At 63.3% G+C, this 24,427-nt stretch carries 23 protein-coding genes; 15 read left to right on the top strand and 8 right to left on the bottom strand.

The genetic code is table 11. The annotated features are described in order from the left end of the window. Positions 1-83 precede the first annotated feature (83 nt). The 5 genes from QPK29_RS20095 (at position 84) to QPK29_RS20075 (ending at position 8,270) form a co-directional block, all read left to right on the top strand. Positions 84-1,250: a mandelate racemase/muconate lactonizing enzyme family protein gene (locus QPK29_RS20095; protein ID WP_371770860.1), complete on the top strand. Its 1,167-nt coding sequence runs from the start codon at positions 84-86 to the stop codon at positions 1,248-1,250. Positions 1,251-1,402: 152 nt separating this feature from the next. Beyond that, a complete protein-coding gene (gene dctA, locus QPK29_RS20090; protein WP_371770859.1) occupies positions 1,403-2,752 on the top strand; it encodes a C4-dicarboxylate transporter DctA in 1,350 nt (449 codons plus the stop codon). A 241-nt stretch (positions 2,753-2,993) separates the two neighbouring features. After that, complete coding sequence (locus QPK29_RS20085) at positions 2,994-5,300, top strand: NADP-dependent malic enzyme (RefSeq protein WP_105378315.1); 2,307 nt, start codon at positions 2,994-2,996, stop codon at positions 5,298-5,300. A 125-nt stretch (positions 5,301-5,425) separates the two neighbouring features. Continuing rightward, a complete protein-coding gene (locus tag QPK29_RS20080; RefSeq protein WP_105378314.1) occupies positions 5,426-6,508 on the top strand; it encodes a porin in 1,083 nt (360 codons plus the stop codon). Between the two features lie 109 nt (positions 6,509-6,617). Beyond that, the gene (locus QPK29_RS20075; protein ID WP_105378427.1) at positions 6,618-8,270 is read left to right on the top strand and encodes a methyl-accepting chemotaxis protein; all 1,653 of its coding nucleotides are present in this window, start codon (positions 6,618-6,620) and stop codon (positions 8,268-8,270) included. Here the strand turns inward: QPK29_RS20075 and QPK29_RS20070 are convergent. Then, entirely contained in the window at positions 8,233-9,147 is a 915-nt protein-coding gene (locus QPK29_RS20070; RefSeq protein ID WP_105378313.1) for a LysR substrate-binding domain-containing protein, read from the bottom strand. The two genes, QPK29_RS20075 and QPK29_RS20070, sit on opposite strands and share 38 nt — an antisense overlap. Positions 9,148-9,260: 113 nt before the next feature. Here QPK29_RS20070 and leuC point away from each other — a divergent pair, with 113 nt between their 5' ends. The 5 genes from leuC to QPK29_RS20045 all read left to right on the top strand — a co-directional run bounded on the left by leuC (position 9,261) and on the right by QPK29_RS20045 (position 14,187). After that, complete coding sequence (gene leuC, locus QPK29_RS20065; RefSeq protein ID WP_371770858.1) at positions 9,261-10,676, top strand: 3-isopropylmalate dehydratase large subunit; 1,416 nt, start codon at positions 9,261-9,263, stop codon at positions 10,674-10,676. A gap of 1 nt (position 10,677) precedes the next feature. Then, positions 10,678-11,337, top strand: a complete 660-nt coding sequence (gene leuD, locus QPK29_RS20060; protein ID WP_371770893.1) for a 3-isopropylmalate dehydratase small subunit — start codon at positions 10,678-10,680, stop codon at positions 11,335-11,337. A gap of 81 nt (positions 11,338-11,418) precedes the next feature. Beyond that, positions 11,419-12,753, top strand: a complete 1,335-nt coding sequence (locus tag QPK29_RS20055) for a 2-hydroxycarboxylate transporter family protein (protein WP_105378310.1) — start codon at positions 11,419-11,421, stop codon at positions 12,751-12,753. An 84-nt stretch (positions 12,754-12,837) separates the two neighbouring features. Further along, complete coding sequence (locus QPK29_RS20050) at positions 12,838-13,653, top strand: sulfite exporter TauE/SafE family protein (protein ID WP_105378309.1); 816 nt, start codon at positions 12,838-12,840, stop codon at positions 13,651-13,653. 123 nt (positions 13,654-13,776) lie between these two features. Then, positions 13,777-14,187, top strand: coding sequence for an NAD(P)-dependent oxidoreductase (locus QPK29_RS20045; RefSeq protein WP_371770857.1), 411 nt, complete (start codon positions 13,777-13,779; stop codon positions 14,185-14,187). Between the two features lie 879 nt (positions 14,188-15,066). Here QPK29_RS20045 and QPK29_RS20040 read toward each other — a convergent pair. Next, positions 15,067-15,765 (bottom strand): dienelactone hydrolase family protein, encoded by a 699-nt coding sequence (locus QPK29_RS20040; protein WP_371770856.1) that lies wholly within the window; start codon positions 15,763-15,765, stop codon positions 15,067-15,069. Positions 15,766-15,882: 117 nt separating this feature from the next. Between QPK29_RS20040 and QPK29_RS20035 the strand changes: the two genes are divergently transcribed. Beyond that, positions 15,883-16,791, top strand: a complete 909-nt coding sequence (locus QPK29_RS20035; protein WP_229470517.1) for a LysR family transcriptional regulator — start codon at positions 15,883-15,885, stop codon at positions 16,789-16,791. Here the strand turns inward: QPK29_RS20035 and QPK29_RS20030 are convergent. Further along, entirely contained in the window at positions 16,774-17,400 is a 627-nt protein-coding gene (locus QPK29_RS20030) for a glutathione S-transferase family protein (protein WP_105378426.1), read from the bottom strand. The genes QPK29_RS20035 and QPK29_RS20030 overlap by 18 nt on opposite strands. 16 nt (positions 17,401-17,416) lie before the next feature. Continuing rightward, a complete protein-coding gene (locus QPK29_RS20025; protein ID WP_146119817.1) occupies positions 17,417-17,872 on the bottom strand; it encodes an EF-hand domain-containing protein in 456 nt (151 codons plus the stop codon). A gap of 181 nt (positions 17,873-18,053) precedes the next feature. Here QPK29_RS20025 and QPK29_RS20020 point away from each other — a divergent pair, with 181 nt between their 5' ends. The 3 genes from QPK29_RS20020 to QPK29_RS20010 are packed head-to-tail and all read left to right on the top strand — an operon-like array spanning position 18,054 to position 20,198. Then, positions 18,054-18,740, top strand: a complete 687-nt coding sequence (locus tag QPK29_RS20020) for a glutathione S-transferase family protein (RefSeq protein WP_371770855.1) — start codon at positions 18,054-18,056, stop codon at positions 18,738-18,740. A gap of 44 nt (positions 18,741-18,784) precedes the next feature. Next, entirely contained in the window at positions 18,785-19,771 is a 987-nt protein-coding gene (locus QPK29_RS20015; RefSeq protein WP_371770854.1) for an alpha/beta fold hydrolase, read from the top strand. A gap of 10 nt (positions 19,772-19,781) precedes the next feature. Next, on the top strand, positions 19,782-20,198 hold the full coding sequence (locus QPK29_RS20010) for a hypothetical protein (RefSeq protein WP_371770853.1): 417 nt from the start codon (positions 19,782-19,784) through the stop codon (positions 20,196-20,198). 338 nt (positions 20,199-20,536) lie between these two features. Here the strand turns inward: QPK29_RS20010 and QPK29_RS20005 are convergent, their stop codons facing one another. The 3 genes from QPK29_RS20005 to QPK29_RS19995 form a co-directional block, all read right to left on the bottom strand. Next, positions 20,537-21,106 carry a TetR/AcrR family transcriptional regulator gene (locus QPK29_RS20005; RefSeq protein WP_105378302.1) on the bottom strand — a complete coding sequence of 190 codons (570 nt, stop codon included), beginning with the start codon at positions 21,104-21,106 and terminating at the stop codon, positions 20,537-20,539. Between the two features lie 87 nt (positions 21,107-21,193). Further along, the gene (locus QPK29_RS20000) at positions 21,194-22,075 is read right to left on the bottom strand and encodes an AraC family transcriptional regulator (protein WP_105378301.1); all 882 of its coding nucleotides are present in this window, start codon (positions 22,073-22,075) and stop codon (positions 21,194-21,196) included. Beyond that, entirely contained in the window at positions 22,062-22,637 is a 576-nt protein-coding gene (locus QPK29_RS19995; protein WP_105378300.1) for a TetR/AcrR family transcriptional regulator, read from the bottom strand. The genes QPK29_RS20000 and QPK29_RS19995 overlap by 14 nt, the downstream gene beginning before the upstream one ends. A gap of 174 nt (positions 22,638-22,811) precedes the next feature. Here QPK29_RS19995 and QPK29_RS19990 point away from each other — a divergent pair, with 174 nt between their 5' ends. After that, positions 22,812-23,516: an SDR family NAD(P)-dependent oxidoreductase gene (locus QPK29_RS19990; RefSeq protein WP_105378299.1), complete on the top strand. Its 705-nt coding sequence runs from the start codon at positions 22,812-22,814 to the stop codon at positions 23,514-23,516. A gap of 35 nt (positions 23,517-23,551) precedes the next feature. On the opposite strand, the gene QPK29_RS19985 is transcribed toward QPK29_RS19990, so the two are convergent. Continuing rightward, positions 23,552-24,361 (bottom strand): alpha/beta hydrolase, encoded by an 810-nt coding sequence (locus tag QPK29_RS19985; RefSeq protein WP_105378298.1) that lies wholly within the window; start codon positions 24,359-24,361, stop codon positions 23,552-23,554. Positions 24,362-24,427 lie beyond the last annotated feature (66 nt).

Here is a 24,427-nt window from a genome sequence, read left to right as displayed (position 1 = left end):
TATGAGATATTCAAGGCCTTAATCTACGGTTTTCTGACACCTGATCGCATCCAAGACATGCGATTGTCCTTAAGGAGACTCCCGTGAGAATCGTAGAAATCCGTGAAAAAACCGTCCCCATCAGCTCGCCGATCCGCAACGCGTACATCGACTTCAGCAAGATGACGCTGAGCCTGGTTGCCGTGGTCACCGATGTGATCCGCGACGGGAAACCGGTCATCGGCTACGGCTTCAACTCGAACGGCCGCTATGGCCAGGGCAAACTGATGCGCGAGCGTTTCATCCCGCGCATCCTGGAAGCCGATCCTGCTTCGCTGGTCGACGACGCCGGCACCAACCTGGATCCGCACAAGATCTGGAACTGCATGTTCACCAACGAAAAACCGGGCGGCCATGGCGAGCGTTCGGTGGCTATCGGTACCATCGACATGGCCGTGTGGGACGCGGTCGCCAAGATCGAAGGCAAACCCCTGTTCCAACTGCTGGCCGACCGCTATGGCGACGGCAAGCCGAATCGCAAGATCTTCGTGTACGCCGCCGGCGGTTACTACTACCCGGGCCAGGACCACGAAAAGCTGAAGGACGAGATGCGCAGTTACATCGACCGCGGCTACACCGTGGTCAAGAAGAAGATCGGCGGCGCCTCGCTGGACGAAGACCTGCGCCGCATCGACAGCATCCTGTCGGTGCTGAAGGATGGCCAGAAGCTGGCGGTGGACGCCAACGGCCGTTTCGATCTCGACACCGCGATCAAGTATGCGAAAGCGCTGTCGCAATATGACCTGTTCTGGTACGAGGAACCGGGTGACCCGCTCGACTTCGAGCTGCAGGCCACGCTGCGCAATTACTACAAGAACCCGATGGCGACCGGCGAGGATCTGTTCTCGATGCAGGACGCCCGCAACCTGATCCGCTACGGCGGCATGCGTGCGGACCGCGACTGGCTGCAGTTCGACTGCGCCCTGTCGTACGGCCTGGTCGAGTACCTGCGCACGCTCGACATGCTGCGCGAGCACGGCTGGTCGCCGAGCCGCTGCATCCCGCACGGCGGTCACCAGATGTCGCTGAACATCGCGGCCGGTCTCGGCCTGGGCGGTAACGAATCCTATCCGGACCTGTTCCAGCCGTACGGTGGCTTCCCCGACGGCGTCAAGGTCGACAACGGCTTCATCACGATGCCGGACCTGCCGGGTATCGGCTTCGAAGGCAAGGCGGATCTCTTCGCCGAGATGCAGAAGCTGTCGGCGTGACCGACGCCCGACCTTAACGCCCGCTAAAGAGGCGCGGTCGAAACACTCAAATCCGTTCAGGTTGTGACCAATGCGGCGGCGCCTCAAGGCGCAACGGCTGCGGTCACACCTGTTCTTCAGCAGGCCAAAAGAACTCGCACGAGGAGACAACCATGCGGTCCACTTCCTTCGCTGGAAAATACCTTTCCAAACTATATGTCCAGGTCCTGATTGCCATCGTTGCCGGCATCCTGCTCGGACACTACATGCCCGATCTGGGCGCACAAGCCAAGCCGCTTGGCGATCTGTTCATCAAGATGATCAAGATGTTGTTGGCGCCGATCATTTTTGCCTCGGTCGTCGTCGGCGTCGCACGTATGAACAACGTCCACGAAGCGGGGCGTGTCGGCTTCAAGGCCATTTTGTACTTTGAAGTCGCCTCGACGCTTGCCCTGGCCGTCGGCCTCATAGTAGTTAACGTGTTCAAACCGGGCATCGGTATGAACATCGACCCGTCCCATATCGACGGCGCGGCCATCGCCACCTACACGCAGAGAGCCCATCAGCAGGGCGGTGCGCTGGAATTTTTCATGAACATGGTGCCGAACAGTGTCGTCGGCGCGTTCGCGAACGGCGAAATGTTGCCGATCATCTTTTTCTCGGTACTGTTTGCCATCGCGCTGGCTCGCCTGGGTAAACCGGTCGAACCTTTCGTCGATATGCTCGACATGTTCCTGCAGGGGATGTTCGGTGTTGTCCGCATCGCTATGTACCTCGCTCCGCTCGGCGCCTTCGGCGGCATCGCGTTCACGGTCGGCAAATACGGGATCGGTACGCTGGCATCCTATGGCCAGCTCATCGTTTGCCTCTACCTGACTTCGGCTGTATTCGTTTTCGTGATACTCGGCCTGATCATGCGGATGTGCGGCCTGTCCCTGTTCAAGTTCCTTCGCTACATCAAGGACGAACTGCTGGTGACCTTCGGCACGGCGTCGACCGAGTCCGTGCTGCCGCAAATGCTGGTGAAGCTGGAAAAGATGGGCATTCCGAAACCCGTCGTCGGCCTGGTGCTGCCGACCGGCTATGCATTCAATGCCGACGGCACGGCGATTTACCTCACCATGGCCGCCATCTTCATTGCGCAGGCAATGAATATCGATCTCACGCTGACGGACCAGCTCGTCTTGCTCGGCGTGCTGCTGTTCACGTCCAAGGGATCGGCGGGTGTCGCCGGTGCCGGCTTCGTTGCGCTTGCCGCCACGCTGGCATCGATGCACAAGATTCCGGTGACCGGCCTCGTGCTGCTGCTGGGCGTCGACCGCTTCCTGAACGAAGCACGTGCCCTGACCAACCTCGTTGGCAATGGCGTCGCGACCGTCGTGGTCGCGCGCTGGGAAAGGGTGCTCGATCTCAAGCAGGCTCGAGCCGTGCTCGAGCGCGGTTCCGCCCTGCCTGTGGATACGACGACGGGCACCGTTTCCGATACCACGAGCGTACCTGCGGCTTCGCTGAGTAAACACTGAGCCTGACGGCATGGCGCTGTGACACCGGAAATCCGGTCACGGCGCCAGACCGCATGCGATCACTACCTGTTTCCTGATCCATGACTATGCGCGTCCAGCGCAGACGGCCGGATCATCAATGAATTATTCAGTTAAATTTAATAGTAGATAAAACTGACATTCATTATAAAAGCACGAAGTATCGCTAGACTGATTCTCCCGCTAAACGGCAATGTCTCATCCATAACCGACAAGATTCATCATGACTTCAGAACCCTCCTTGCTGCGTCAGGCGGCACTTGAGTATCACGAGTTTCCCAAGCCGGGCAAGCTCGCCACCGTCCCGACAAAACAGATGATCAACCAGCGCGACCTGGCACTGGCCTATTCGCCTGGTGTAGCGTTTCCCTGCGAGGAGATCGTGGCCAACCCGATCAATGCCGCACGCTACACGGCCCGCGGCAACCTGGTGGGCGTCATCAGCAACGGTACCGCAGTGCTTGGCCTTGGCGATATCGGGCCGCTGGCGTCCAAGCCGGTCATGGAAGGCAAGGCCGTCCTGTTCAAGAAGTTTGCTGGCATCGATGTGTTCGACATCGAAATCAACGAGAAGGATCCCCACAAACTGGTGGACATCATCGCCGCGCTCGAACCGACGTTCGGCGGTATCAACCTCGAGGATATCAAGGCACCGGACTGCTTCACGGTCGAAAGCGAATGCCGCGCGCGCATGAACATCCCGGTGTTTCATGACGACCAGCACGGTACGGCCATCGTGGTCGCCGCGGCGATCACGAACGGTCTGAAGGTCGTCGGCAAGCCGATTGGAGAGGTCAAGCTGGTGGCATCCGGCGCGGGTGCCGCGGCGCTGGCCTGTCTCGACCTGCTGGTCGACCTCGGCCTGAAACTCGAAAATATCCATGTGACCGACCTGGCCGGGGTCGTCTACGAAGGCCGTACGGAGCTGATGGACCCGAAGAAGGCCCGGTATGCCCGCCCTACGAGCGCGCGCAGCCTCCGCGAGGTCATCGAAGGCGCCGACATTTTCCTTGGCCTGTCGGCAGGGAATGTGTTGAAGCCCGACATGGTAAAGAGCATGGGCACGCGGCCGCTGATCATGGCGCTCGCCAATCCGACTCCCGAGATTGCGCCGGCATTGGCCCTGGAAGTGCGTCCGGACGCCATCCTGGCGACCGGACGCGCGGATTATCCGAACCAGGTCAACAACGTGCTGTGCTTCCCCTACATTTTCCGCGGTGCGCTGGATGTGGGCGCGACGACGATCACGCGCGAGATGGAGATCGCGGCGGTGAATGCGATCGCCGATCTCGCCCGCCAGGAACAGAGCGACATCGTGGCCGCGGCCTACGGCACCGGCGACCTGTCGTTCGGACCGAACTATCTGATTCCGACGCCGTTCGATCCACGCCTCATCGTCAAGATCGCGCCCGCGGTTGCGAAAGCGGCGATGGAAAGCGGTGTCGCGACGCGGCCGATCGACGATCTGGAGGCCTACGCGCAGCACTTGCAGCAGTTCGTGTATCACAGCGGCAGCATGATGCGTCCTGTCTTCCAGGCCGCGCGGGACACCAGTCCTGACAGGAAGCGCATCGTGTTCGCCGAAGGCGAGGAGGAGCGGGTATTGCGTGCCGTGCAGATCGTCGCCGACGAGCGCATCGCCCAGCCCATCCTGATCGGCAGGCCCGCCGTCATCGAGCAGCGCATCGCCAGGCTCGGCCTGCGCCTCGTCAGGGACAAGGATTTCACGGTGGTCGACACCGACCACGATCCGCGCTACCGGGAGTACTGGACCACGTACCTGGATCTCATGTCCCGGCGCGGCATCACCGAGCAAATGGCGAAGCTCGAAATGCGCCGGCGGACGACGCTGATCGGCGCAATGATGGTACGCAAGGGTGAAGCCGACGGGCTGATGTGCGGCATGATCAGCACGACCCATCGCCATCTGCATTTCATCGACCAGGTCATCGGCAAGAAGGATGGCTCAAGCGTCTACGCGGCGATGAACGCGCTGATCCTCCCGGGCCGCCAGATCTTCATCGTGGACACGCACGTCAACGTCAATCCGAGCGCGGCGGAACTCGCGGAGATCACCCTGCTGGCGGCCGAGGAAGTCCGACGTTTCGGTATCGTGCCGAAGGTCGCCTTGCTGTCGCACTCCAATTTCGGGACCAGCGATGCGCCTTCCGCCAGGAAGATGCGTGAGGTTCTCGCCATCCTGCGCGAGCGCGCGCCCGATCTCGAGCTCGATGGCGAAATGCACGGCGACGTCGCGCTCGACGCGACGCTGCGACGTAAATTCCTCCCCACGTCGGCGCTCGAAGGTGACGCGAACCTGTTGGTGCTGCCCGATATCGACTCGGCGAACATCTCTTACAACCTGCTGAAAGTCGCAGCCGGCAATAACGTCGCCGTCGGCCCCATGCTGCTCGGCGCAGCCAAGCCTGTACAAGTGTTGACGCCGTCGGCCACGGTCCGTCGTATCGTCAACATGACGGCCGTGCTCGTTGGCGACATCGCGAGCAGCCAGCCCCGCACGGCGGCATAACGATCGCGTCCGCAAACAAGCGGATTCAAGACGACAAAGGCGAGTGCAGCAATGCACTCGTCCTGTGTCAACACAGCCGTACCTACCAATAACGAACGGGCTCAGACCCGATAATAAGGAGATGTATGAATAAATGGTTAGCCAGTCCTGTCCTGTTGATGATCGGCGCGCACGCCGCGCTGGCGCAGACATCGGTGAACATCTATGGCATCGCGGATGCCGGCTTCGTCCATGAGAGTGGTGGCGTCGCGGGAAGCGTGACCAAGCTCACCAGCGGCGTCGGGTCGGCGTCGCGTCTCGGCTTCCGTGGCACGGAAGATCTGGGCGGTGGCATGTCCGCCATCTTCACGCTCGAGACGGGATATCGTATCGACACGGGCGAGGTGGATACCGCAGGCACGATCTTTAACCGCCAGGCCTTTGTCGGATTGAAGACCAACGCCGGCACGCTGACCTTGGGGCGACAGTACACCCCCTGGCATCAGGCGCTGGTCCAGGTCGCCGATCCGTTCGGTACCGGTTTCGCGGGCGGCGCCAAGAACCTGTTCCCGGATTGGAGCACCAACGTCCGCACCAGCAATACCATCGTGTACGCGGCACCGTCCGTTGCCGGCGTGACCGCAGACATTGCCTACGCTGCGGGAGAGCAGGCCGGCAGCAACGCAGCAGGACGCCAGTTTGGCGCATCGCTCGGCTATTCGCGTGGCCCGCTCAACGTGCGCCTCGCCTACAACAACAAGAATTCCGATGTGGCGCCAGCGCCCGGTGTCGCAGCCGTGAGCCGGTCGATCAGCACCAACTCGCTGCTGGCCGCAAACTATGACTTTGGCTTGGCAAAGGCATATTTCGCGTATGGCATGGACAAGGGATTCAACAGTGCCCCGATGGGCAACAACAATAATCCTTATGGCGGCGTGAAGCCGACGCCTTCCACGGATGGCAACGAGGCCATGGTCGGTGTCGCGGCACCGCTCGGTCACGGCAGGCTGCTCGCTTCTTATACGCGCAAGAACGACAAGACTAGCCTGAACCAGGACGCGCACGCCTGGGGCATTGGCTACCTATACGCGCTGTCGAAACGCACCGACCTGTATGCGGTCTATGGTGCCATCGTGAACAGCAACGGGGCCGGATATACCGTGGCCAACAATTCCGAAGCCGGGACCGGCAACCGCGCATCGAACCTCGGTATCCGTCATACCTTCTGACGCTCTGATAGACCAAGACGACACGCATCTCATGGACAGCGTGTCGTTTTTACGCCCAACACGAGCGCGTCGCATCCGTATCACTTTCTGCATCACTCCGATTCAAATCATGAAAACGCTTACCATCCGGTTCAGCCTCATGGCGACCCTAGGCTTGTTCACGTTGATGCTGATCGTCGGTGCCGGCATCGGCATCGCGATGCTGTCGCGCGCGAACCATAGCAGCATCGTGGCGCAACAGGTTGCCGACGAAACGCGCAATATCAACGACATCTACGCCGATACGGCGCGCACCCGTATCGCTCTGATGCGCGTGTACACCGACTTGAAGGAGGAGGGCAAGCAACCATCGGCCAGCGCCAACCTCGTCACCGCACAGAAATACGAACAGCGTGGGCAAAACGCGTTGCGGAGCTTCGTTGCGATGCCCGCGTCCGACGACACCGATGCCCAATTGCGCGGCGACCTCCTGTCGGCACTTCGCAAGCTGTACGGCTCACTGGATCAGGCAATCGGCGCCCTGCGTGCCGACGATCTCGCCACGTTTAATAACATCAATCTGAAAAGCCTGACCGTGGAAGGGGCAGCGGTGTCCAGTCTTCTCGATCGTCTGCAGAAGCAGAATACCGAGCTCAGCAAACAATTGATGGCACGGCGCGACGCCGAATACCGCACGGTCATGGCCCTGGTCGCGGCTGGTATTCTGCTCGCACTTGCGTTGGTGATCGGAGTGCATCGCTTCCTGAAGCGGGCCGTGTTGACGCCTCTGGACAATGCCATCGACATCCTCGAACAGGTCGCACGAGGCGACCTGACGCACAGCGTGCCGGCAGGCAGCCAGACCGAGATCGATCGCCTGATGGGAGGAATCGCACACATGCAGAGTAGCCTCATCAAGACGGTGACGGAAGTTCGCCACGGCGCGCAGTCGATCGATCATGTGGCGCACGAGGTGGCGAGCGGGAACGCCGACCTGTCCGCGCGTACCGAAACCCAGGCCAGTTCGCTGGAAGAGACGGCCGCCTCGATGGAGGAGTTGACGAGCACTGTCCAGCAGACCACCGAGAATACGCACCTGGCGCGCGAGCTCGCTCGTACGGCGTCACTCACCGCATCGACCAGCAGCCGCGTAATGGGAGACATGGTGGAGACGATGGTCCAGATCGATGCTTCGTCGCGCAAGGTTGCCGATATTATTGACGTCATCGACAGCATATCGTTCCAGACGAACATGCTGGCATTGAACGCGGCAGTGGAGGCCGCGCGGGCAAGAGAGCATGGCAAAGGGTTTGCCGTCGTGGCAGATGAGGTTCGTACCCTCGCGCATCGGAGCGCTGTCGCAGCCAAGGAAATCAAGAGTTTGATCGAAGATTCGGTCGGCAAGGTGCAAGGCGGCAGCGCACTCGCAACCCGGGCGCGCCAGACGATGGATGAGACGGCCGAAAGCGTACGCAAGGTAGCCGACATCGTGATCGACATCGCCGAAGCCAGCAAGGAACAGAGCCTCGGAATCGCCCAGGTCAACCAGGCGATTGCTCAGATGGACGATGTCACGCAGCGCAACGCGGCACTCGTCGAAGAGGCCGCCGCCGCAACACAAATGATGAGTCAGGAAACCAGCCGCCTGATCGAAGCGGTCAGCGTATTCAAGATGCGGGACGATTGGAACCGCGTGAGCGATGTCGTGTCGCCCCGGCTATCCGTTCTACCTTCATCGAAGCAGGCTAACTCTGGGGATGCGTCCACGCGGCGTCGCGCTTGAACCATTCGACCAGGAAGTCGATGAAGGCGCTGACCTTGGCCGAGAGGTTGGCGCGTTCAGGATAGACCGCAAAGATATCCCCGCTCGGCAATGCCCACTCCTTCAATATGGGTACAAGCCGTCCTGCAGCGATATCCGCATGGATATCCCATTCCGAACGCATCAGGATGCCGAAGCCGGCCAATGCCCAGACCACGCCGGTCTCGCCGTCGTTCGTGCTCATGGTACCGCGCACTTTCACAGTTTCCTGTTTGCTGCCCCGGGTGAGATGCCAGGTGCCGAACGCGGCATCATTCTCGCGCAGGACGATACAGCGGTGCGTCTGCAGGTCGCGCGGCGTTGCCGGTACACCGTGCCTTGCCAGGTAATCGGGCGAGGCGCACAGCAGCCGGCGGTTGCGGACGATGCGCCGCGCAACCATGCGTGAATCCGGGATCGTCCCAAACCAGATCCCGATGTCGTAGGCCTGGTCGGCCAGGTTGACCGAGCGGTCGGTCAGTTCGAGTTGCACTTCGACTTCGGGGTAGCGGCGCGCGAATTCGACGACCGCCGGGGCGATGTGGCGTCGGCCAAATCCGAATGTCGCATTCACGCGCAGCAGGCCTTTCGGAACCGCCTTGCTGCTCGAAATTGCCTGCTCCAGTTCCTGCAGTTCGGCCAAAAGTCGACCGCCCGTCGCCAGATACATTTCCCCTTCGTGCGTAACGCTGATCCGGCGCGTTGTGCGGTTCAGCAGCCGTACCCCGAGCCGCTTCTCCAGTTGCGCCAGGCGCGCCGTGATCGCCGGCGGCGTCACGCCCAACTCGCGAGCCAGTGAGGCAAGGGAGCCCTGATGCACCAACTGGACAAAAAATTCAAGGTCGGACAGGCGATCCATTGTTAATCCGGAGTTTAAGAATAGATAAAGTAATTATGCATTATATAGGAATCTGGAATGACTAAACTTCTCTCATCGGCGGCTCATCACGTGCCGCTCACCTCGGAGGAACAATGGCCACAACGCTGTACCAGAAACTGGTCGAGACGCATACCGTTGCACGGCTCGACGCGCAGAACGTGCTCCTGTACGCCGACCTGCACATCATGAACGAATACACCAGTCCCCAGGCATTCGCGGGACTGCACGAAGCCGGGCGCGGTGTCGCCGTCTCCGGCCAGCAGATGGCGGTCGTCGACCACATTATTCCGACCCACCCCGTGACGTTCCGGATCATCCAGGATCCGCCATCCGCGCTGCAGGCCATGAACCTGGCCAGGAACTGCGGCACGCACGACATCGTGCTGTTCGACACCAACGATGCCCTGCAAGGCATCGAGCACGTAATCGCGCCCGAACTCGGCATGATCCGTCCCGGCATGGTGGTCCTGTGCGGCGATAGCCACACAACGACGTACGGCGCGCTCGGCGCGCTGGGTTTCGGCATCGGCACGTCGGAGGTCGAACACGTGCTCGCCACCCAGACGCTCGTCTACCGCATGGCCAAGGATATGCGCATCCGCGTCGATGGCGAACTGGGACAGGGCGCGACCGCCAAGGACCTCATCATGCACATCATCGCCCGTATCGGCGCCCAGGGCGCGCGCGGCTACGCGGTCGAGTTCAGCGGCAGTGCGATCGAAGCCCTGTCGGTCGAGGCGCGCATGACGCTGTGTAACATGGCCGTGGAAGCCGGCGCGCGCGGCGCGCTGATCGCGCCCGACGCCAAGGCGATCGAGTATGTGCTGGAGCACGCGCCGGATATCGTCGGCCTGGTCCGCGATGCCGCGCTCGCCGAGTGGGCCACGCTGCGCAGCGATGCCGACGCGAAGTTCGACGTCGAGCATGTGTTCGATGCACGTGACGTTGCACCGTATGTCACCTGGGGCACGAGCCCCGATCAGGCAGCGCCGGTGACCGCCACGATTCCGCTCCCCGCCGATGCAGACGATGCGACTGTCCGTGCGGCGGCCGAACAGGCCCTGCGCTACACCGGACTGGAAGGCGGCACGCCGATCGAAGGCATTCCCGTGCAGCGCGTCTTCATCGGCTCGTGCACCAATGCCCGCATCGAAGACCTGCGCGCCGTCGCGGGCATCGTCCGCGGCCGCAAGGTTGCGCCGGGGGTGCGGGCGATGGTCGTGCCGGGTTCCGGTGCGGTGCGGCGCCAGGCCGAAGAGGAGGGTATTGCCCAGGTATTGCTGGAAAGCGGCTTCGAATGGCGCCAGCCGGGCTGCTCGATGTGCCTTGCGATGAACGACGACTTCCTGCAGCCGGGCGAACGCTGCGCCTCGACGACCAACCGCAACTTCGAAGGCCGCCAGGGGCGGGGCGGCATCACCCACCTGATGAGCCCAGCGATGGCCGCCGCCGCCGCGGTCACCGGCCGCATCACTGATGTACGACAATTTGGAGCATCCCATGCGTGACATGAACCCTGACGTGACCCGTATCGAAGGTATTGCGGCGCCGCTGCCGACGCCGAACCTGGACACCGACCAGATCATGCCCAAGCAGTTCCTGCGCGGGATCGATAAATCGGGCCTCGACCGGGGCCTGCTGTACGACATGCGCTTCGACGGCGAGCATCGCCCGCGCCCGGACTTCGTCCTGAACCGTGCGGAATACCGCGATACCGCCATCCTGGTCGGCGGCAGCAACTTTGGATGCGGATCGAGCCGCGAACATGCCGTCTGGGGACTGCAGCAGTACGGCATCCGTGCCGTGATCGCGTCCAGCTATGGCGAAATCTTCTACAGCAATGCGATGAACAACCGCCTCCTGCTGGTGATGCTGCCCGAGGACGTGGTCCAGAGAATTATGGCCGACGTGTCCGATCCGGCGACCAGCCAGGTCACGATCGACGTCGAACGCATGACCGTAAAGAGCCACAGCGTTGAGACGACATTCAGCCTGTCTGAACGCCATCGTCACATGTTCCTCGAAGGGCTGGACATGATCGGCGCAACCCTGGCGTTGCAGGAACGGATTCACGCTTTCCAGCAAGGGCACTGGGCCGCCCGGCCCTGGTTGAAGGATGTTGCTCACACGACGAAGGCACGCCTTGCGTCGTCGACGAAGCAACAGTAACACGGCGGCATCGCCCGGGCGCATCGCTTACCCGGGTGGACACCCATTCATAAGGGACCATGTGTCCCACAAGGAGACAATATGGAAGCAGCAACCAAAGCAGCAGGCTCGCACGCGCCCGTTGTACGTCCGAATATGTGGCAGGCCCTCATGCGGCGCCAGATCGGCCCTCTACCGTTGCCAGTCTACGTTACCATCGCAGGCATCACGATTGCCGCGGCGCTGAACGGCAAACTCCCCAACGACATGATCGGCGGCCTGTCCGTCCTCATGTTGATGGGCTTTTTGCTCGGCGATATCGGTAACCGCATTCCTGTGCTGAAGCAGATCGGCGGCGCCGCGATCATGTGCCTGTTCGTGCCTTCGGCCCTGATCGGTTACGGGTTGCTTGACCCGGGTATGCAGAAGGCGCTCACGACCACGATGAAGACGGCCAACGTACAATACCTGTACATTGCGGGCCTGGTCGCCGGCAGCATCCTGGGGATGCGCCATCGGGTGCTGGTGCAAGGCTTTATGCGCATGTTCGTACCGCTGCTGGCCGGCACCGCGGCGGCGGTCACAGCCGGCGTGCTGGTCGGCCTGATGTTCGGCTACGATCCGATGCACACGTTCTTCTTCATCGTCATCCCGATCCTCGGCGGGGGCATCGGCGAAGGCATCCTGCCGCTGTCGATCGGGTATGCGGAAATCCTCGGCAAGTCGCAGGCGGAACTGGTCGCGATGATGGTACCGGCCGCCCTGGTCGGTAACGTGGTTGCGATCGTGGCCAGCGGCATCCTGCGCTGGCTCGGCGACCGCAAACCGGAGCTGAACGGTCATGGCATGCTGGTCAAATCGGGCGACGACGCCGAACTGCTGAACGATACCCAGGAGAGCCAGCCGCTGGACCTGAGTTTGATGGGGGCGGGCCTGCTTATCGCTTGTGCCTTCTTCATTCTGGGCGCATTGCTCGCCAAGGTAACGGGTATCCCCGGTCCGATCCTGATGATTGTCAGTGCCGCACTGGTCAAGGTCTTCAAGGTCCTGCCCGCCAGGATGGAGCTCGGCGCCTACCAGATGTACCAGTTCTTCTCGAAGAACCTGACGTTCGCGATCCTCGTCGGTCTCGGTGCCCTGTTCGTGTCGTGGAAGGACTTGGTCCATGCATTTACGCCGGGCTACATCGCGATCTGCGCAGCAAGCGTGGGTGCCATGGTCACCTGCGGCTTCTTTGTCGGCAAATGGCTGAACATGTATCCGGTCGAGTCGGGTATCGTGACGGCCTGCCACAGCGGCCTGGGCGGTACCGGCGACGTGGCGATCCTGACGGCGTCGAATCGCATGGGCCTGATGCCCTTCGCGCAGATTTCAACACGCATCGGTGGGGCGGCGATGATCGTGGCAGCCACCTTGCTCCTGAAGTTGTTCCATTGAAGCGAATGCGGGCGCCCTTGCGGCGCCTGCGTTCACCTGCCTGCAGCAAACGCCTTATACTGCCGGGTTTCACCAAGGTCTACCGTGCACAATCTACTTCTTGCCGCATTCAACTTCGGATTGGGTGCACTCCTCGGCGCAGCCGGTGGACTTCTGGGTATTGGCGGTGGCCTGATTGCGATCCCCGTACTTGGCTATCTGTACGGTATGGACCAGCACCTGGCACAGGGCACTGCGCTGGTGATGATCGTGCCGAACGTCCTGATCGGCTTCTTGCGCTACCACCAGAAGCATCGTATCGACTTGCGCTCGGCGGCAGCCATGGTCGTGTTCGCGACCGCCAGCAGCTATGTTGCGGCACGCCTGGCCGCAGGTATCAGCTCTGGAGGATTGCACACTGCGTTCGCAGTCTTCCTGGTCGTGCTCGCACTGTATTTCGGATGGCCAAAGCGTTCGTCGGTTGCGCATGACGACGTGCACGCATCGCCGCCGCAACGCATACCGCGCGCAGCCTTTCCATTGCTCGGCATTGCGAGCGGCGGCATGTCCGGCATCTTCACCGTCGGCGGTGGGCTGGTGGTCGTGCCGGCGCTCGTGAGTCTGTTCGGCATGCAGCAGACACGTGCCCAAGGCATGGCGCTTGCGCTCGTCGTACCGAGCGCACTGGTTGCGCTGTTCGCTTACTCCCAGGGAGGTCACGTCAGCTGGGCCATTGGCTTGCCGATGGCGCTCGGTGGCGTCCTGAGCGTGTCGTGGGGTGTGGCGCTGGCCCATACGCTGCCGGCGGCACGCTTGCGAGTATTGTTCTGTTTAGTACTGCTCGGGACAGCTGGAGGCATGCTGCTCGCACCACATGGAAGTATCCAAAAGAAAGGCCTTATGACTGCTCGTCTGTTTTGAGCTACTCCACTTCTGCCATCCATCGTTCAACGTGCAGAAGCTGACTTCGATGCGATTACGTCTCAGGAACGGCAACTGAGCGTTAACGAGATCATCCAGGCGCTCGACCTCACACCGACCTTGATGAGTGTGCTCATACCCAGTCGAATTCGTTTCGACGCGAATGCAATCGCAATGCTGCCATCTCACATCAAAGTCATCGCGAATGTTCCTGGCGGGTCTTCAGCGAACGCGTATTTCGATAGTGACATGATGGCGCTGCTGCCTCGCGGCGCCGTGCTGGTGAATACCTCTCGAGGCACGCTCGTTGACGAAGATGACCTGATCGCGGCCTTAAGTAGTGGTCATATCGCAGCCGCGGGACTCGACGTCTTTCGTTCGGAGCCCGAATATGATCTTCGATTCAAAGATTTGCCGAATGTGTTCATGACTCCCCCATATGGGCACGGCGACCGTCGAGGCGAGAGAGGCGATGGGCCATCGTGCGCTCGACAATGTAGCCGATGTTCTTGCCGGTGGCGCACCGCGCGATAGAGTCTCGTCTGCACCGTATTAGCCGCAGCGTTGTAGTGTTCAAATTGCGCCGGAAAAGCAGGAGTCTCAACTCCCTTTGTGGCGCATTTTCTTAAAGCAAGTAAATAGTATAAATTATTTATTTGGTGGGCGCGGGCCCATGGAGGGCGAAAAGGTGCTTTATGGCAGCAAATGAACGCTGTCACGACCAACGAATTGCCGCGATTCGTTGGCGTAGCATCTGGCGTAGGTTTTTCTATTTTTCCCGTTTGCTTAATCGAGAACACACCCATGCATCATAGGCGAGAAGGGGCTTTTCCCAGGCTTCACACCTTGCGGATTGATCGGCGTGTGTTTTTCTGCAGACGGCTGAGCAGCAATGTTATTCGCTGTGGCGGCGTCAATTTCGTATGAAACGGTCATAGTTCAGGAGTAGTAGCGGCTGGGCAGTGCTCAGACCAATGCGAGACCATCATTTTACTGCTAAGCCATACGGATCAGAACCTACAATTATAGGCTCAGGAGTGCCTACGGTAGTCGTGGCGATTCACTATGATGGTCGCTGGCGAGTGGGAGCTCGGTGCCGTCCCCGTCGCGTGCGCGCAATGTATCCCGGCGTCAGGCAAGGGCGAAGCGAGTGTTTTTTGTCTCGATCGACGATTCTTTGAACCGGTTTCCGAAAACTTTCGTTCTCCGACACCCCACGGTGAATACGGTCGTATCCTGTCCGGTCCACGATGGTTCGATTGAAGCAGCGACCCGATCTAGTACCGAGCAAGGTCAATTCCCAAAAGTCTGCATTTCGTCAGGTTTTACGAGACGGCTCCGCGACCAAGGGCCCGCTGAGCATCAACCGATGGGAATGTCCGCGCCACCGTCGAGGCGCCGTTTCAGCCGTCTTCAGCGCAGGTGCCGCAGGAAGAAGTCGTCGGTCCTGCGGATGGCCAGCGTGGCGTCGTTCTCGTCGTAATGGCTGCCATTCGGCCGCGCGAACGCATGGTCGCGTCCGGGATAGATGTGGACCCATGCATTCGGCAGCGGTTCCAGCGCGGCGAGGATGGCGTCCTGCGCAGAAAGGCCGATGTACGCGTCGGCCCCTGCCAGGTGGTAGAGCAGAGGCGCCCGGATCTCATACGCTTCGTCGAGGTAACGGTCGGTACCGCCGCCGTAGTACGCGACGAAGGCGTCGGCATCCGTGCGGGCCGCGCTCAGGAAGGTCAGCAGCCCGCCCATGCAGTAACCGGTGACGCCGACCTTGCCGTTGGCGCCGGCGAGCGTGCGTGCCGCCGCGATCGTGGCGGCGATGTCGCGTACGCCGCAGTCCATGTCGAATGCCCTGTACAGTTCGAAGCCTTTGTTCCAGTCGCCTTCCGTGGATTCGGAGAGCGACAGTCCCGGTCCGCTGCGCCAGAACAGGTCCGGGGCCACCGCGATATAGCCCTTCATGGCATAGTTGCGCGCAATGCTGCGGATGCCTTCGTTGACGCCGAAGATCTCCTGCAGGACGATGATGACAGGATACGCACCGGGAGTGTCGGGCCGTTCGACATGACAGGAGAAACTGCCGTCCGTAACGCGTACCACGAGATTTTCAGACATGTGTGCTCCTTGGGTTGATGGAGCGCACATCTTAGGCGGCGCCACGTGCGCCGTGAACCCGCAATCCTGCAAGCGAGGATTGCATGTTTGCGCCACTGCGCGGAAAGGGCCGTGCCGATGGACGCCGCCTTCGACTGGAACGACATCCCGCTGATACTCGCGCTGGCACGCGGCGGCAGCATTGCCACGGCGGCGCGCGAGCTGGGCATCGACGCCTCCACGGTGAGCCGCCGTCTCGGCGCTGCCGAACGGCGGTTGAAGGCGAAGCTGTTCGCGCGCGACCGTGGTGGCCTGCGCCTGACCGAGGCCGGAACTGCGTTCGTCGAGCGTGCAGCCCCGTTGGCCGGCAACGTGCACGGCATGCTGTTGGCGGCCAGCGGCGCCGACACCGCGCTGGCTGGCACCGTGCGCATCAGTGCCATCGACTTCCTTTTTGATCACTGGCTGCTGGCGCACCTGGCGGCACTTCAGGCGCGCCATCCCGGTCTTGACGTCGAACTGCAGGGCAACAACGGTAACGTATCATTTGGGCGGCACGAGGCCGATCTCGCGCTGCGGCTGGCGCGATCCGGCGATGAAGCCGTGCTTACGGCACGTCGCATCGGTACGGTGGGATGGGCGGTGTTCGGCGCCCCCGCGTTCGCTGGACTGGTGCGTGCCGACTGGGGATCCCGGCCGTGGGTCGTGTATGACGCGACCTTGTCACATCTGCCTGAAATGCGTTGGATTGCGCGCGAAGTCCCGATGGCCGCCCGGCGCGTGCGCACCGGCAGCTTGAGCACGATGGTGCAGGCATGCCGTGCGGGACTGGGCCTGGCATTGCTGCCCTGCATTCTCGACTGCGAGCCCGGATTGGTGAGGTTGGACGCCAGGGTCGAAGTGCGGCGCGAACTCTGGCTGGCGAGTCACCGCGACGCGGTAGGCACACGGCGCATTCGCGTCGTCGGCGACTGGCTGGCGGCGTTATGCGCGGCCGACAGCGACCGTCTGTGTCGAGGCGCGGCCGATTCAGCCGAAAGCCGCTAGGCCGCGACGTACCTCGGGCAGGGCACCGATCCGCGCGAGCCAGGCCGTAATGCGGGGCAGTGCCGCAACGTCCAGGCGCGCTACGAGTGCCTGCGTGATGGTGAAACCAGCGATGTCGGCAATCGAGAAATTCGGGCCAGCGAGGTAGGGCGCGTGCGTCAGTACCTGCTCGAGCGCGACAACGCCATCGATGGCAAGGCGCTCCAGGAGAGCGCGACCTTCTCCTATGCCGAGACGGAAGGCAGCATGACTCGGGCCGATGATGTCGGTAACGACTTGAAAATAACGTTCATACGCGTGCGCGCGTGCCGTCGGATCTCCTGGCAGGAGTGCCTGTGGAGCGCGCTCGGCGGCGAACAGCATGATTGCATTCGACTGCGTTAACACGAACGCGGGCGCGGTGGCGCCGCCGGTCAGTACCGGGACCTTGCCCGACGGGTTGAGCGCCAGGTGGCGTTCGCTGTGCTGCTGGCCGGCTGCCAGGTCGATCCGGCGCACCGTGTAGGGAATGCCGGCCGCTTCCAGGGCGATTGCGGCACGTACGCAGTTGCCGGTGCGTGCCCCCACCAGTTCATGGACAACCGCCGGCGTATCCACCGCCTTGCGCATCACGGTTCCCTGTCCCTCACGCATCGACATTTCCCGGAAAGCGTTTGACCAGGAAGCGCAACAGCGCGTCCGGATCGCTTGCCTTGCCGTCGGCGCCCAGTACGTGACCGAGCGGGCGTTCGGCGGACATGCCCGCGGCGATCTGGCTGTGCAGGCGCTCGACGACGGCTGCAGGGTTCATCGCCAGAGGATCGTCGACGCTCTGCGCGAACTCTTCGGCCGTCACTTTGCCATCATTGTCATGGTCCAGTGCGCTCAGGCGCGTGGCCGCACCGGAAGCTACGCCGAGTTGCGTCGCGTATTCCTGTGAAGAGATGACGCAGTCAGTGTCCTGGTCGACCGCGGCGGCCACCGCGCCGCGGTACATGTCCGAAAAGCGTGCTGGCGTCAGCGTCGTCGCTGCAGGCTTTGGACGATGGGAACGATCGAGCGGCACGCCTGACTGATCCCGGGAGTGAACGATCCTGGTCATGGTGATCCTTTTTCAATGATGAAATCCGATCCTAGGCCCGTGCCTGCGGAGCGTCTTGTACGGGTTTCGGGCAGATTGCCCCGGTTTGCGGGCCGTGCGGCCCGGCGGCGGCTTTTCGTTGACAGTCGAAAAACCGGATGACTATTATCTACCTACCGATAGATAAACAACGGAGTTTTCCATGAAACTGTATGAACGTCCCGGCTTTCCCAATCCTGCCCGTATTCGCATCGTGCTCGCCGAAAAGAAGCTCGACCAGGATATCGAGTACGTGAATGTCGACCTGATCGGCGCCGAGCACAAGGCACTGCCTTATCTGTCCAGGAATCCTCTCGGCGTGCTTCCGGCGCTGGAACTGGACGACGGAACGGTTCTGGCCGAATCGACCGCGATCACCGAATACCTCGACAACCTCGACGGCAATCCCGTGCTGACCGGACGCACGGCGCGCGAGAAGGGCATGATCCACATGATGCAGCGCCGTGCCGAAAGCGAAGTGCTGGATGCGGTCGGCCACTACTTCCACCACGCGACGGGCGGTCTCGGCCCCGTGCTGCAGGCGTTCAAGAGCCCGGACTGGGCCGGCCGCAAGGAGTGGGGCGAGCGTGAGGGCCGGCGCGCGCTGGCGGGCATGCGCTACTTCGACGAGGTGCTGGGCCGGACGTCGTTCGTCGCCGGCCCGACCTTCTCGATGGCCGACATCACACTGCTGGCGGGCCTGTGGTTCGCCGGCGCCGCCGGGCTGGCCGTGCCGGAAGATCTGGCGGCGCTGAAGGCATGGCAGGGGCGCGTGTCGGAACTGCCGAGCGTGAAGCACCGCGGCGGCCAGGACTTCCTGCCGGAAGACCTGAAGCGCATGGGCTTCTGATGCCCGTACATCCTGATCACCATCCCAGCAAAGGTTATAGCATCATGCAAACAAGCATTCTTCTCTCCCGGCGCCGTTCGATCGGCGCCGCAGTCTTCCTTGCCGCTGCCGGCTGGTTCGCGGCATCGGCGCCGGCGCCCGCGTTTGCGGCAGGTACTGCCCGCAGCGCGGACGCCAAGTACACCCATGTAAGCGCGCCGACCCGCTACATCGACGTCGACGGCGCACGCCTTGCCTACCGCCGCTTCGGCAAGCCGGGCGGCGTGCCGCTGATCCTGTGCCAGCACTTCGTCGGTACCATGGACAGCTGGGATCCGAAGGTCGTCGACGGGCTGGCCCGCGGCCGCGAAGTCATCCTGTTCGACAACGCCGGCGTCGCCGCCTCCGGAGGCACCGTGCCGACCACGATCGAAGGCATGGCGAACTACGCGGCCGGCCTGCTGCGCGCGCTGGACGTCAGGCAAGCCGACGTGCTCGGCTTCTCGATGGGTAGCCTGGTGGCCCAGCAGCTGGCGCTCGAGCATCCGGAGACGGTGCGCCGCGTTATCCTGATCGGCAGCGGCCCGCGCGCCGGCGTCGGCATGGCGAGCCTCACGCCCGAGTTCCAGGAAATGCTTGGCAAGAAACACGACAATCCGGACGACCTGCTGCTGGACGTGTTCTTTACGCCGTCCGCCAGCAGCCAGGCCGCAGGCCGTGCCTTCGTACAACGCCTGCATGCGCGCACCGCCGATCGTGACAAGGACATCGACGACAAGGTCGCGCCGGCCCAGGTGGCGGCGTTTTCCGCCTGGGGCAAGGCGCAGGACGACGGCTACCTGAAGCAGATCCGCCAGCCGGCGCTGGTGGTGAGCGGCAGCCACGACATCGTGCATTACACGGTGAACTCGTACGACCTGCAGCAGAAGCTGCCGAACGCCCAGCTGGTGGTCTATCCGGATTCGAACCACGGATCGATCTACCAGTATCCGGACCAGTTCCTCGCCCAGGCGACGCTGTTCCTCGACGGCGCCGCCGCGCCCCAGCACTGAGGAGACGGGCGTGCACAAGCTGATCGCATTGCGCGAAGCAGGGGCGGGGCCCGGGCAGATCGCCGAACTGCTGGCGCCCGACGTGGTGTTCAAGAGTCCGGTGCTGTCGCGCAGTATCGAAGGCCGGGAACTTGTCGCGCAGGCGATGGTGTCCGCCATCGCCGTGCGCGAAGGCGCGTACATCGCCGAGATGGAGGATGGTCCGGTCACCCTACTGGTCTGGCGCGGGCGGGTCGACGGCTTGCCCCTCGACAGCTTCGAGATGCTCGTGCACGATGCCGCGGGCCTGATCGTCGAGCGCACGGTGGCAATGCGGCCTTTCGCATCGGCGCTGCGGTTCCGCAACGCATTCTACGAGCGCATGAAGGATCGCCTTGGTCCTGATTATTTTGCCCTGCAGGAGCAGGCGCTGGGCGCGCCGGCGTGAACACGGCGCCGGGCGGCTGGCGCCACGCCATGGTCGTACGTGCGGCGTTTCCCCTGCAGGCCTCGATCACGGTGAGTTCCTGGCCGGATCGAGCCTGCCGACCGCGTCGTATCCGCTGTGCCAGGCCGAGTGGGATGGTTCGCCATTGACGGTGACTGCCGTGTTTGCCACTTATGCGGTGGCGGTGCGGTCGGCGTATGCGCGGGCGCTGTCGGCGCCCTGGCGGCCCTGGTGTCGCGCGCGTATCTCCTCTATCTGCTCGGGACGGTCGTGACGGTAATCGGTTTTGGCGCCGGCTCCCGGGCGCGCCGCCTGACGCCGCGCCGTGGTATCCGCTTTCAATCGAACAGGCCGATGCCCGCGAAGGCGCCCATGATCGCGTCGTACACGGCGACGTCGCCGCGGCCGCGCGCGACCAGCTGCGCACCGGCGACGGCGGCATAGATGGCGGCGCCGCGCGCGCGCGCGAGGGCCTCGTCGGTCCCAGGGCGATGCTCGGCCAGCAGGCGCGTCAGCCAGGCCACGTTCGCGTTCGTGAACGCCGCGACCTCGCTGCGCACCGCCTCCGGCAGGTCTTCACTCTCGGCCGCCATGATCCCGCACAGGCACATGCGGTTGCCGTCCTCCAGCGCAGTGCGAAACAGGGCCACGTACCGGTCCAGGCAGGCGCGGTAGCCGATGCCCTCGGCCAGCATGGCGTCCAGCCAGGCCATGCCGTCCTTGGTATAGCGGCGCGCCAGCGCGGCGCCGAGGTCGCCCTTGGTCGGGAAGTGGTAATGCACGCTGGCACTCTTGACGCCGACGACCTCGGCCAGGTCGCGGAAGCTCAGCGCGTTGTAGCCGCGCGCCTGCACCATCTTGCGGGCGGCGGCCATGATTTGTTCGCGCGTATCGGTCGTATTGCGCATCGTCGCAGGTCCATGATGTCGATGCCTGTCAGTATATCCTACCTATCGATTGATAGATGCGTGACAAGTCATTCGTCGCGGTATTCGTCACTGCTGCCGGCGCCATGCGCCCGGCGACATGCCCACCAGGCGCGAGAACGCGCGGGTGAAGTGCGGCTGGTCCGTAAAGCCGGTGGCCGCCGCGATTTCCGACAAGGTCAGGTCGCCGCGCCGCAAGAGGGCGCGCGCATGGTCGATGCGCTGGCGTGCCAGCCACGCGGTGGGCGATACGCCGGTGCTGCGTTTGAATGAAGTCGCAAAATGGCCGGGCGACAGGCGGCACTCGGCCGCGATGTCGGCGATGCGCACATTGCCGTCCAGGTGGGCGCGCAGGATTTCCTTGGCGCGCCGCTCCTGCCAGGGGGCCAGGCCGCCCCTGACCGGCGGTGTCGCACCCGTGCCGTAGGCGTGCAGCAGGTGCGCGCCCAGCGCGAGCGTCATGTACGACACGAACAGCGGCGATGCCTGCGCCGGACGTTCCAGCGCCGGCAGCAGGGCCGAGCCGACCGCCGCGACGGCGGGATCCAGCGTGCCCGGCGGGGGAGGGCGCAGCAGCCCCGTCGCCGGCTGGCCGGGTTCGGCCGCCGCCTGCTCCAGCGCGCGGCGCGGGAAGGCGAATTCCACCATGTCGAATGGTGCCTCGACCGCCAGGCGGACGCTTGCCTGGCGGTACACGAGGCACAGATTGCCCGGCTGGCCCGCCTGCTCGCGGACATGGGCGCGGCGCTCGCCCCCGACGAACAGCTCATAGGTATGCGGCGGGCGCAGCTTGACCATCAGGATATACGCGTCGTCCGATTCGCTCTGGGCGAATTCGGCATACGTGTCGAGGTCCTGGCGCAAGCGTGTGATCGTATAGTCGCCGCTGTGCAGCGTACTACGGCGCAGGCCGTGCGCGAAGGCGTGTGGAGGATGATCAGGCATCGACATGGTCGGACGGCAGGTGGTCGAGCAGGTGCGCGCGCACCTGCTGAAGGATGGTTTTCGATGCCGTCGCGTCCGGCGCCAGGCGAGCCAGCATCAGCGCGCCGACAGATGCCGACAGGGCGACCACGGCGTCGGCCCGCGTCATGTCTTGCTGGAACACGTCAAGCATGCGTTCCAGCCCCTCGGCGGCAGCGGCGCGCACGGCCTCTCCCTCGCGTGCCAGTTCGGGCCCGATGGCGGCAAACAGGCAGCCTCGCTCCGGATGGTCGCGGTGCTGCGTCGTCAGGTAGGCATCGAGCACGCGCTGCAGCGGCGTGCCGTTGCGGCGCTGCCTGACGGCCGTGCCGATCGTCGCGGCGACGCCGTCGATCGCATGGGTAATCGCCTGCGCCAGCACTTCTTCCTTCGACGCGAAGTGCTTGTAGAAGCCGCCGCGCGTCAGGCCGGCGGCCGCCATCAGTTCGATCAGGGTGGTTGCCGCGATGCCGTCCTGACGAAACGTCGCCGCGGCGGCGTCGATGATGTTTTCCTTGGTGCGGCTGGCCTCGGCCCGGGATTTGCGCATCGTATAAGCTCGTCGAATCAATGAATTTAGATGTTACATGGTTTCTAAAAAAATTGCATCGATCGATGTTGCTACAATCCTCTGCGATATATATGATGGACGACATCTAAATGAGATGCGTTGACGGCATTCGGATCCGCCCGCGCGCGAGCGCTTACTTTGTCAGGAGAACACATGGATTTCAAACAGCAGGTCGTATTCGTCACCGGTGCATCGAGGGGCCTCGGCCTGGCGCTTGCGCGCGCCGCGCGCGAGCGCGGTGCCAAGGTATATGCCGGCGTGCGCCTCACCGGGGACTTCCGCGAGCCGGGCATCGTGCCGGTGCAGCTGGACGTGCGCGACGACGACAGTGTGCGCCGCGCCGCCGCCGCATGTCCCGACGTCACGATGGTGGTCAACAATGCCGGCACGGCCCGCTTGTCGCAGGGCGCGCTCGATCCGGACGTGAGCGCGCTGACGAACGAACTGATGGACACCAACTACCACGGCCTGGTACGTGTGTCGCAGGCGTTCGCGCCGACGCTGGCGCGCAACGGCGGCGGCGCGATCGTCAACGTGCTGTCGGACGCGACCTGGTTCGGCGTGACCTTCTTGGCGGCATATGCGGCGACCAAGAGCGCCGCCTGGAGCTATACCAACACGCTACGCGTGTCGCTGCGCGGTCAGGGAACGCGGGTCGTGGCGCTGCACGTCGGGCCGATGGACACCGACTTGACGCGTGAGTTCGACGTGCCGAAATCGGATCCGGCACAGGTGGCCGCGACGACCCTGGATGCCGTCGCAGCCGGTGCCGAGGAGGTGCTGGCCGATGCCGGGACGCAGGCCCTGCGCGCCGGGCTGGGCGCTCCGGATGCGGTGTTCCTGCGCGGCGGCTATTGATACGAGGGCGGCCGCCACACGGGCGGCCGCTTCGCTTACTGCAGATGCTCGACGGCGTCGAGGATGACGGCCGCCACTTCCTGGGGATGCGACAGCAGTTCGGTATGACCGCCCGCGATGGTGGTGACCCTGGCCTTGATGCGGGCGGCTTCGCCCTGCTGGAACGCGGCCGGAATGATCTGGTCGTTGGCGCTCAGCGCCCAGTAGGACGGCTTGGTCTTCCACGCGGCACTGGTCACCTTGTCCTGCAGGACGTGGGCGAAGATCGGGCCTTGCGAAGTCGCCAGGACGGTGGCCTCGTCCCTGGGCAGGTCGGCGGCAAAATAGGTCAGGTAGGACGCCGTATCCAGTCGCAGGTTGCCGGCGGAATCGGGCACCAGCCCGGCCTGCCAGGCGCCGGCCGGGTAGGGGCTGATCATGTCGTTGATGGACTCACCGTCGCCCGGGGCAAAGGCCGCCACGTAGACGAGCGCGCCTACCCTGGCGTCGTTGCCGCCTTCCGTGATCGCGGCACCGCCGTAGGAATGGCCGACCAGCACGACCTTGCCTTTCTGGTCGGCGACGGCGCGCTGCACGATGGCGGCGTCCTCCGCCAGGCTCGCGCGGCGCAGCTGCACTGCCACGACATCGATGCCGCGCGCCTGCAGCAGGGGCGTGATGCGCGACCAGCTGGAACCGTCCGCCCAGGCGCCGTGCACGAGGATCGCGGTAACGCGTGGAGCCGGCGCGGGACCGGCCTGCGCCGGTGTCGCGGCTTCGCTGGAACTGCAGCCCGCGGCCGTCAGGAGGGGCGCCGCGGCGATCGCGATGGTCGCAAGGCGCACGGCGATTTGGTGGTGTTTCATGATGGGTTCTATGAGGTTTCGACCGGCCGGCTGGCCGGTCCTTGAATCGAAGAATGGCGACCAGGC

This window comes from Massilia orientalis (assembly GCF_030411975.2).
Taxonomy (GTDB): Bacteria; Pseudomonadota; Gammaproteobacteria; order Burkholderiales; family Burkholderiaceae_D; genus Telluria; species Telluria orientalis.
The sequence above is the reverse complement of the archived record's forward strand: the minus strand, read 5'-3'. Positions and strand labels throughout refer to the sequence as shown.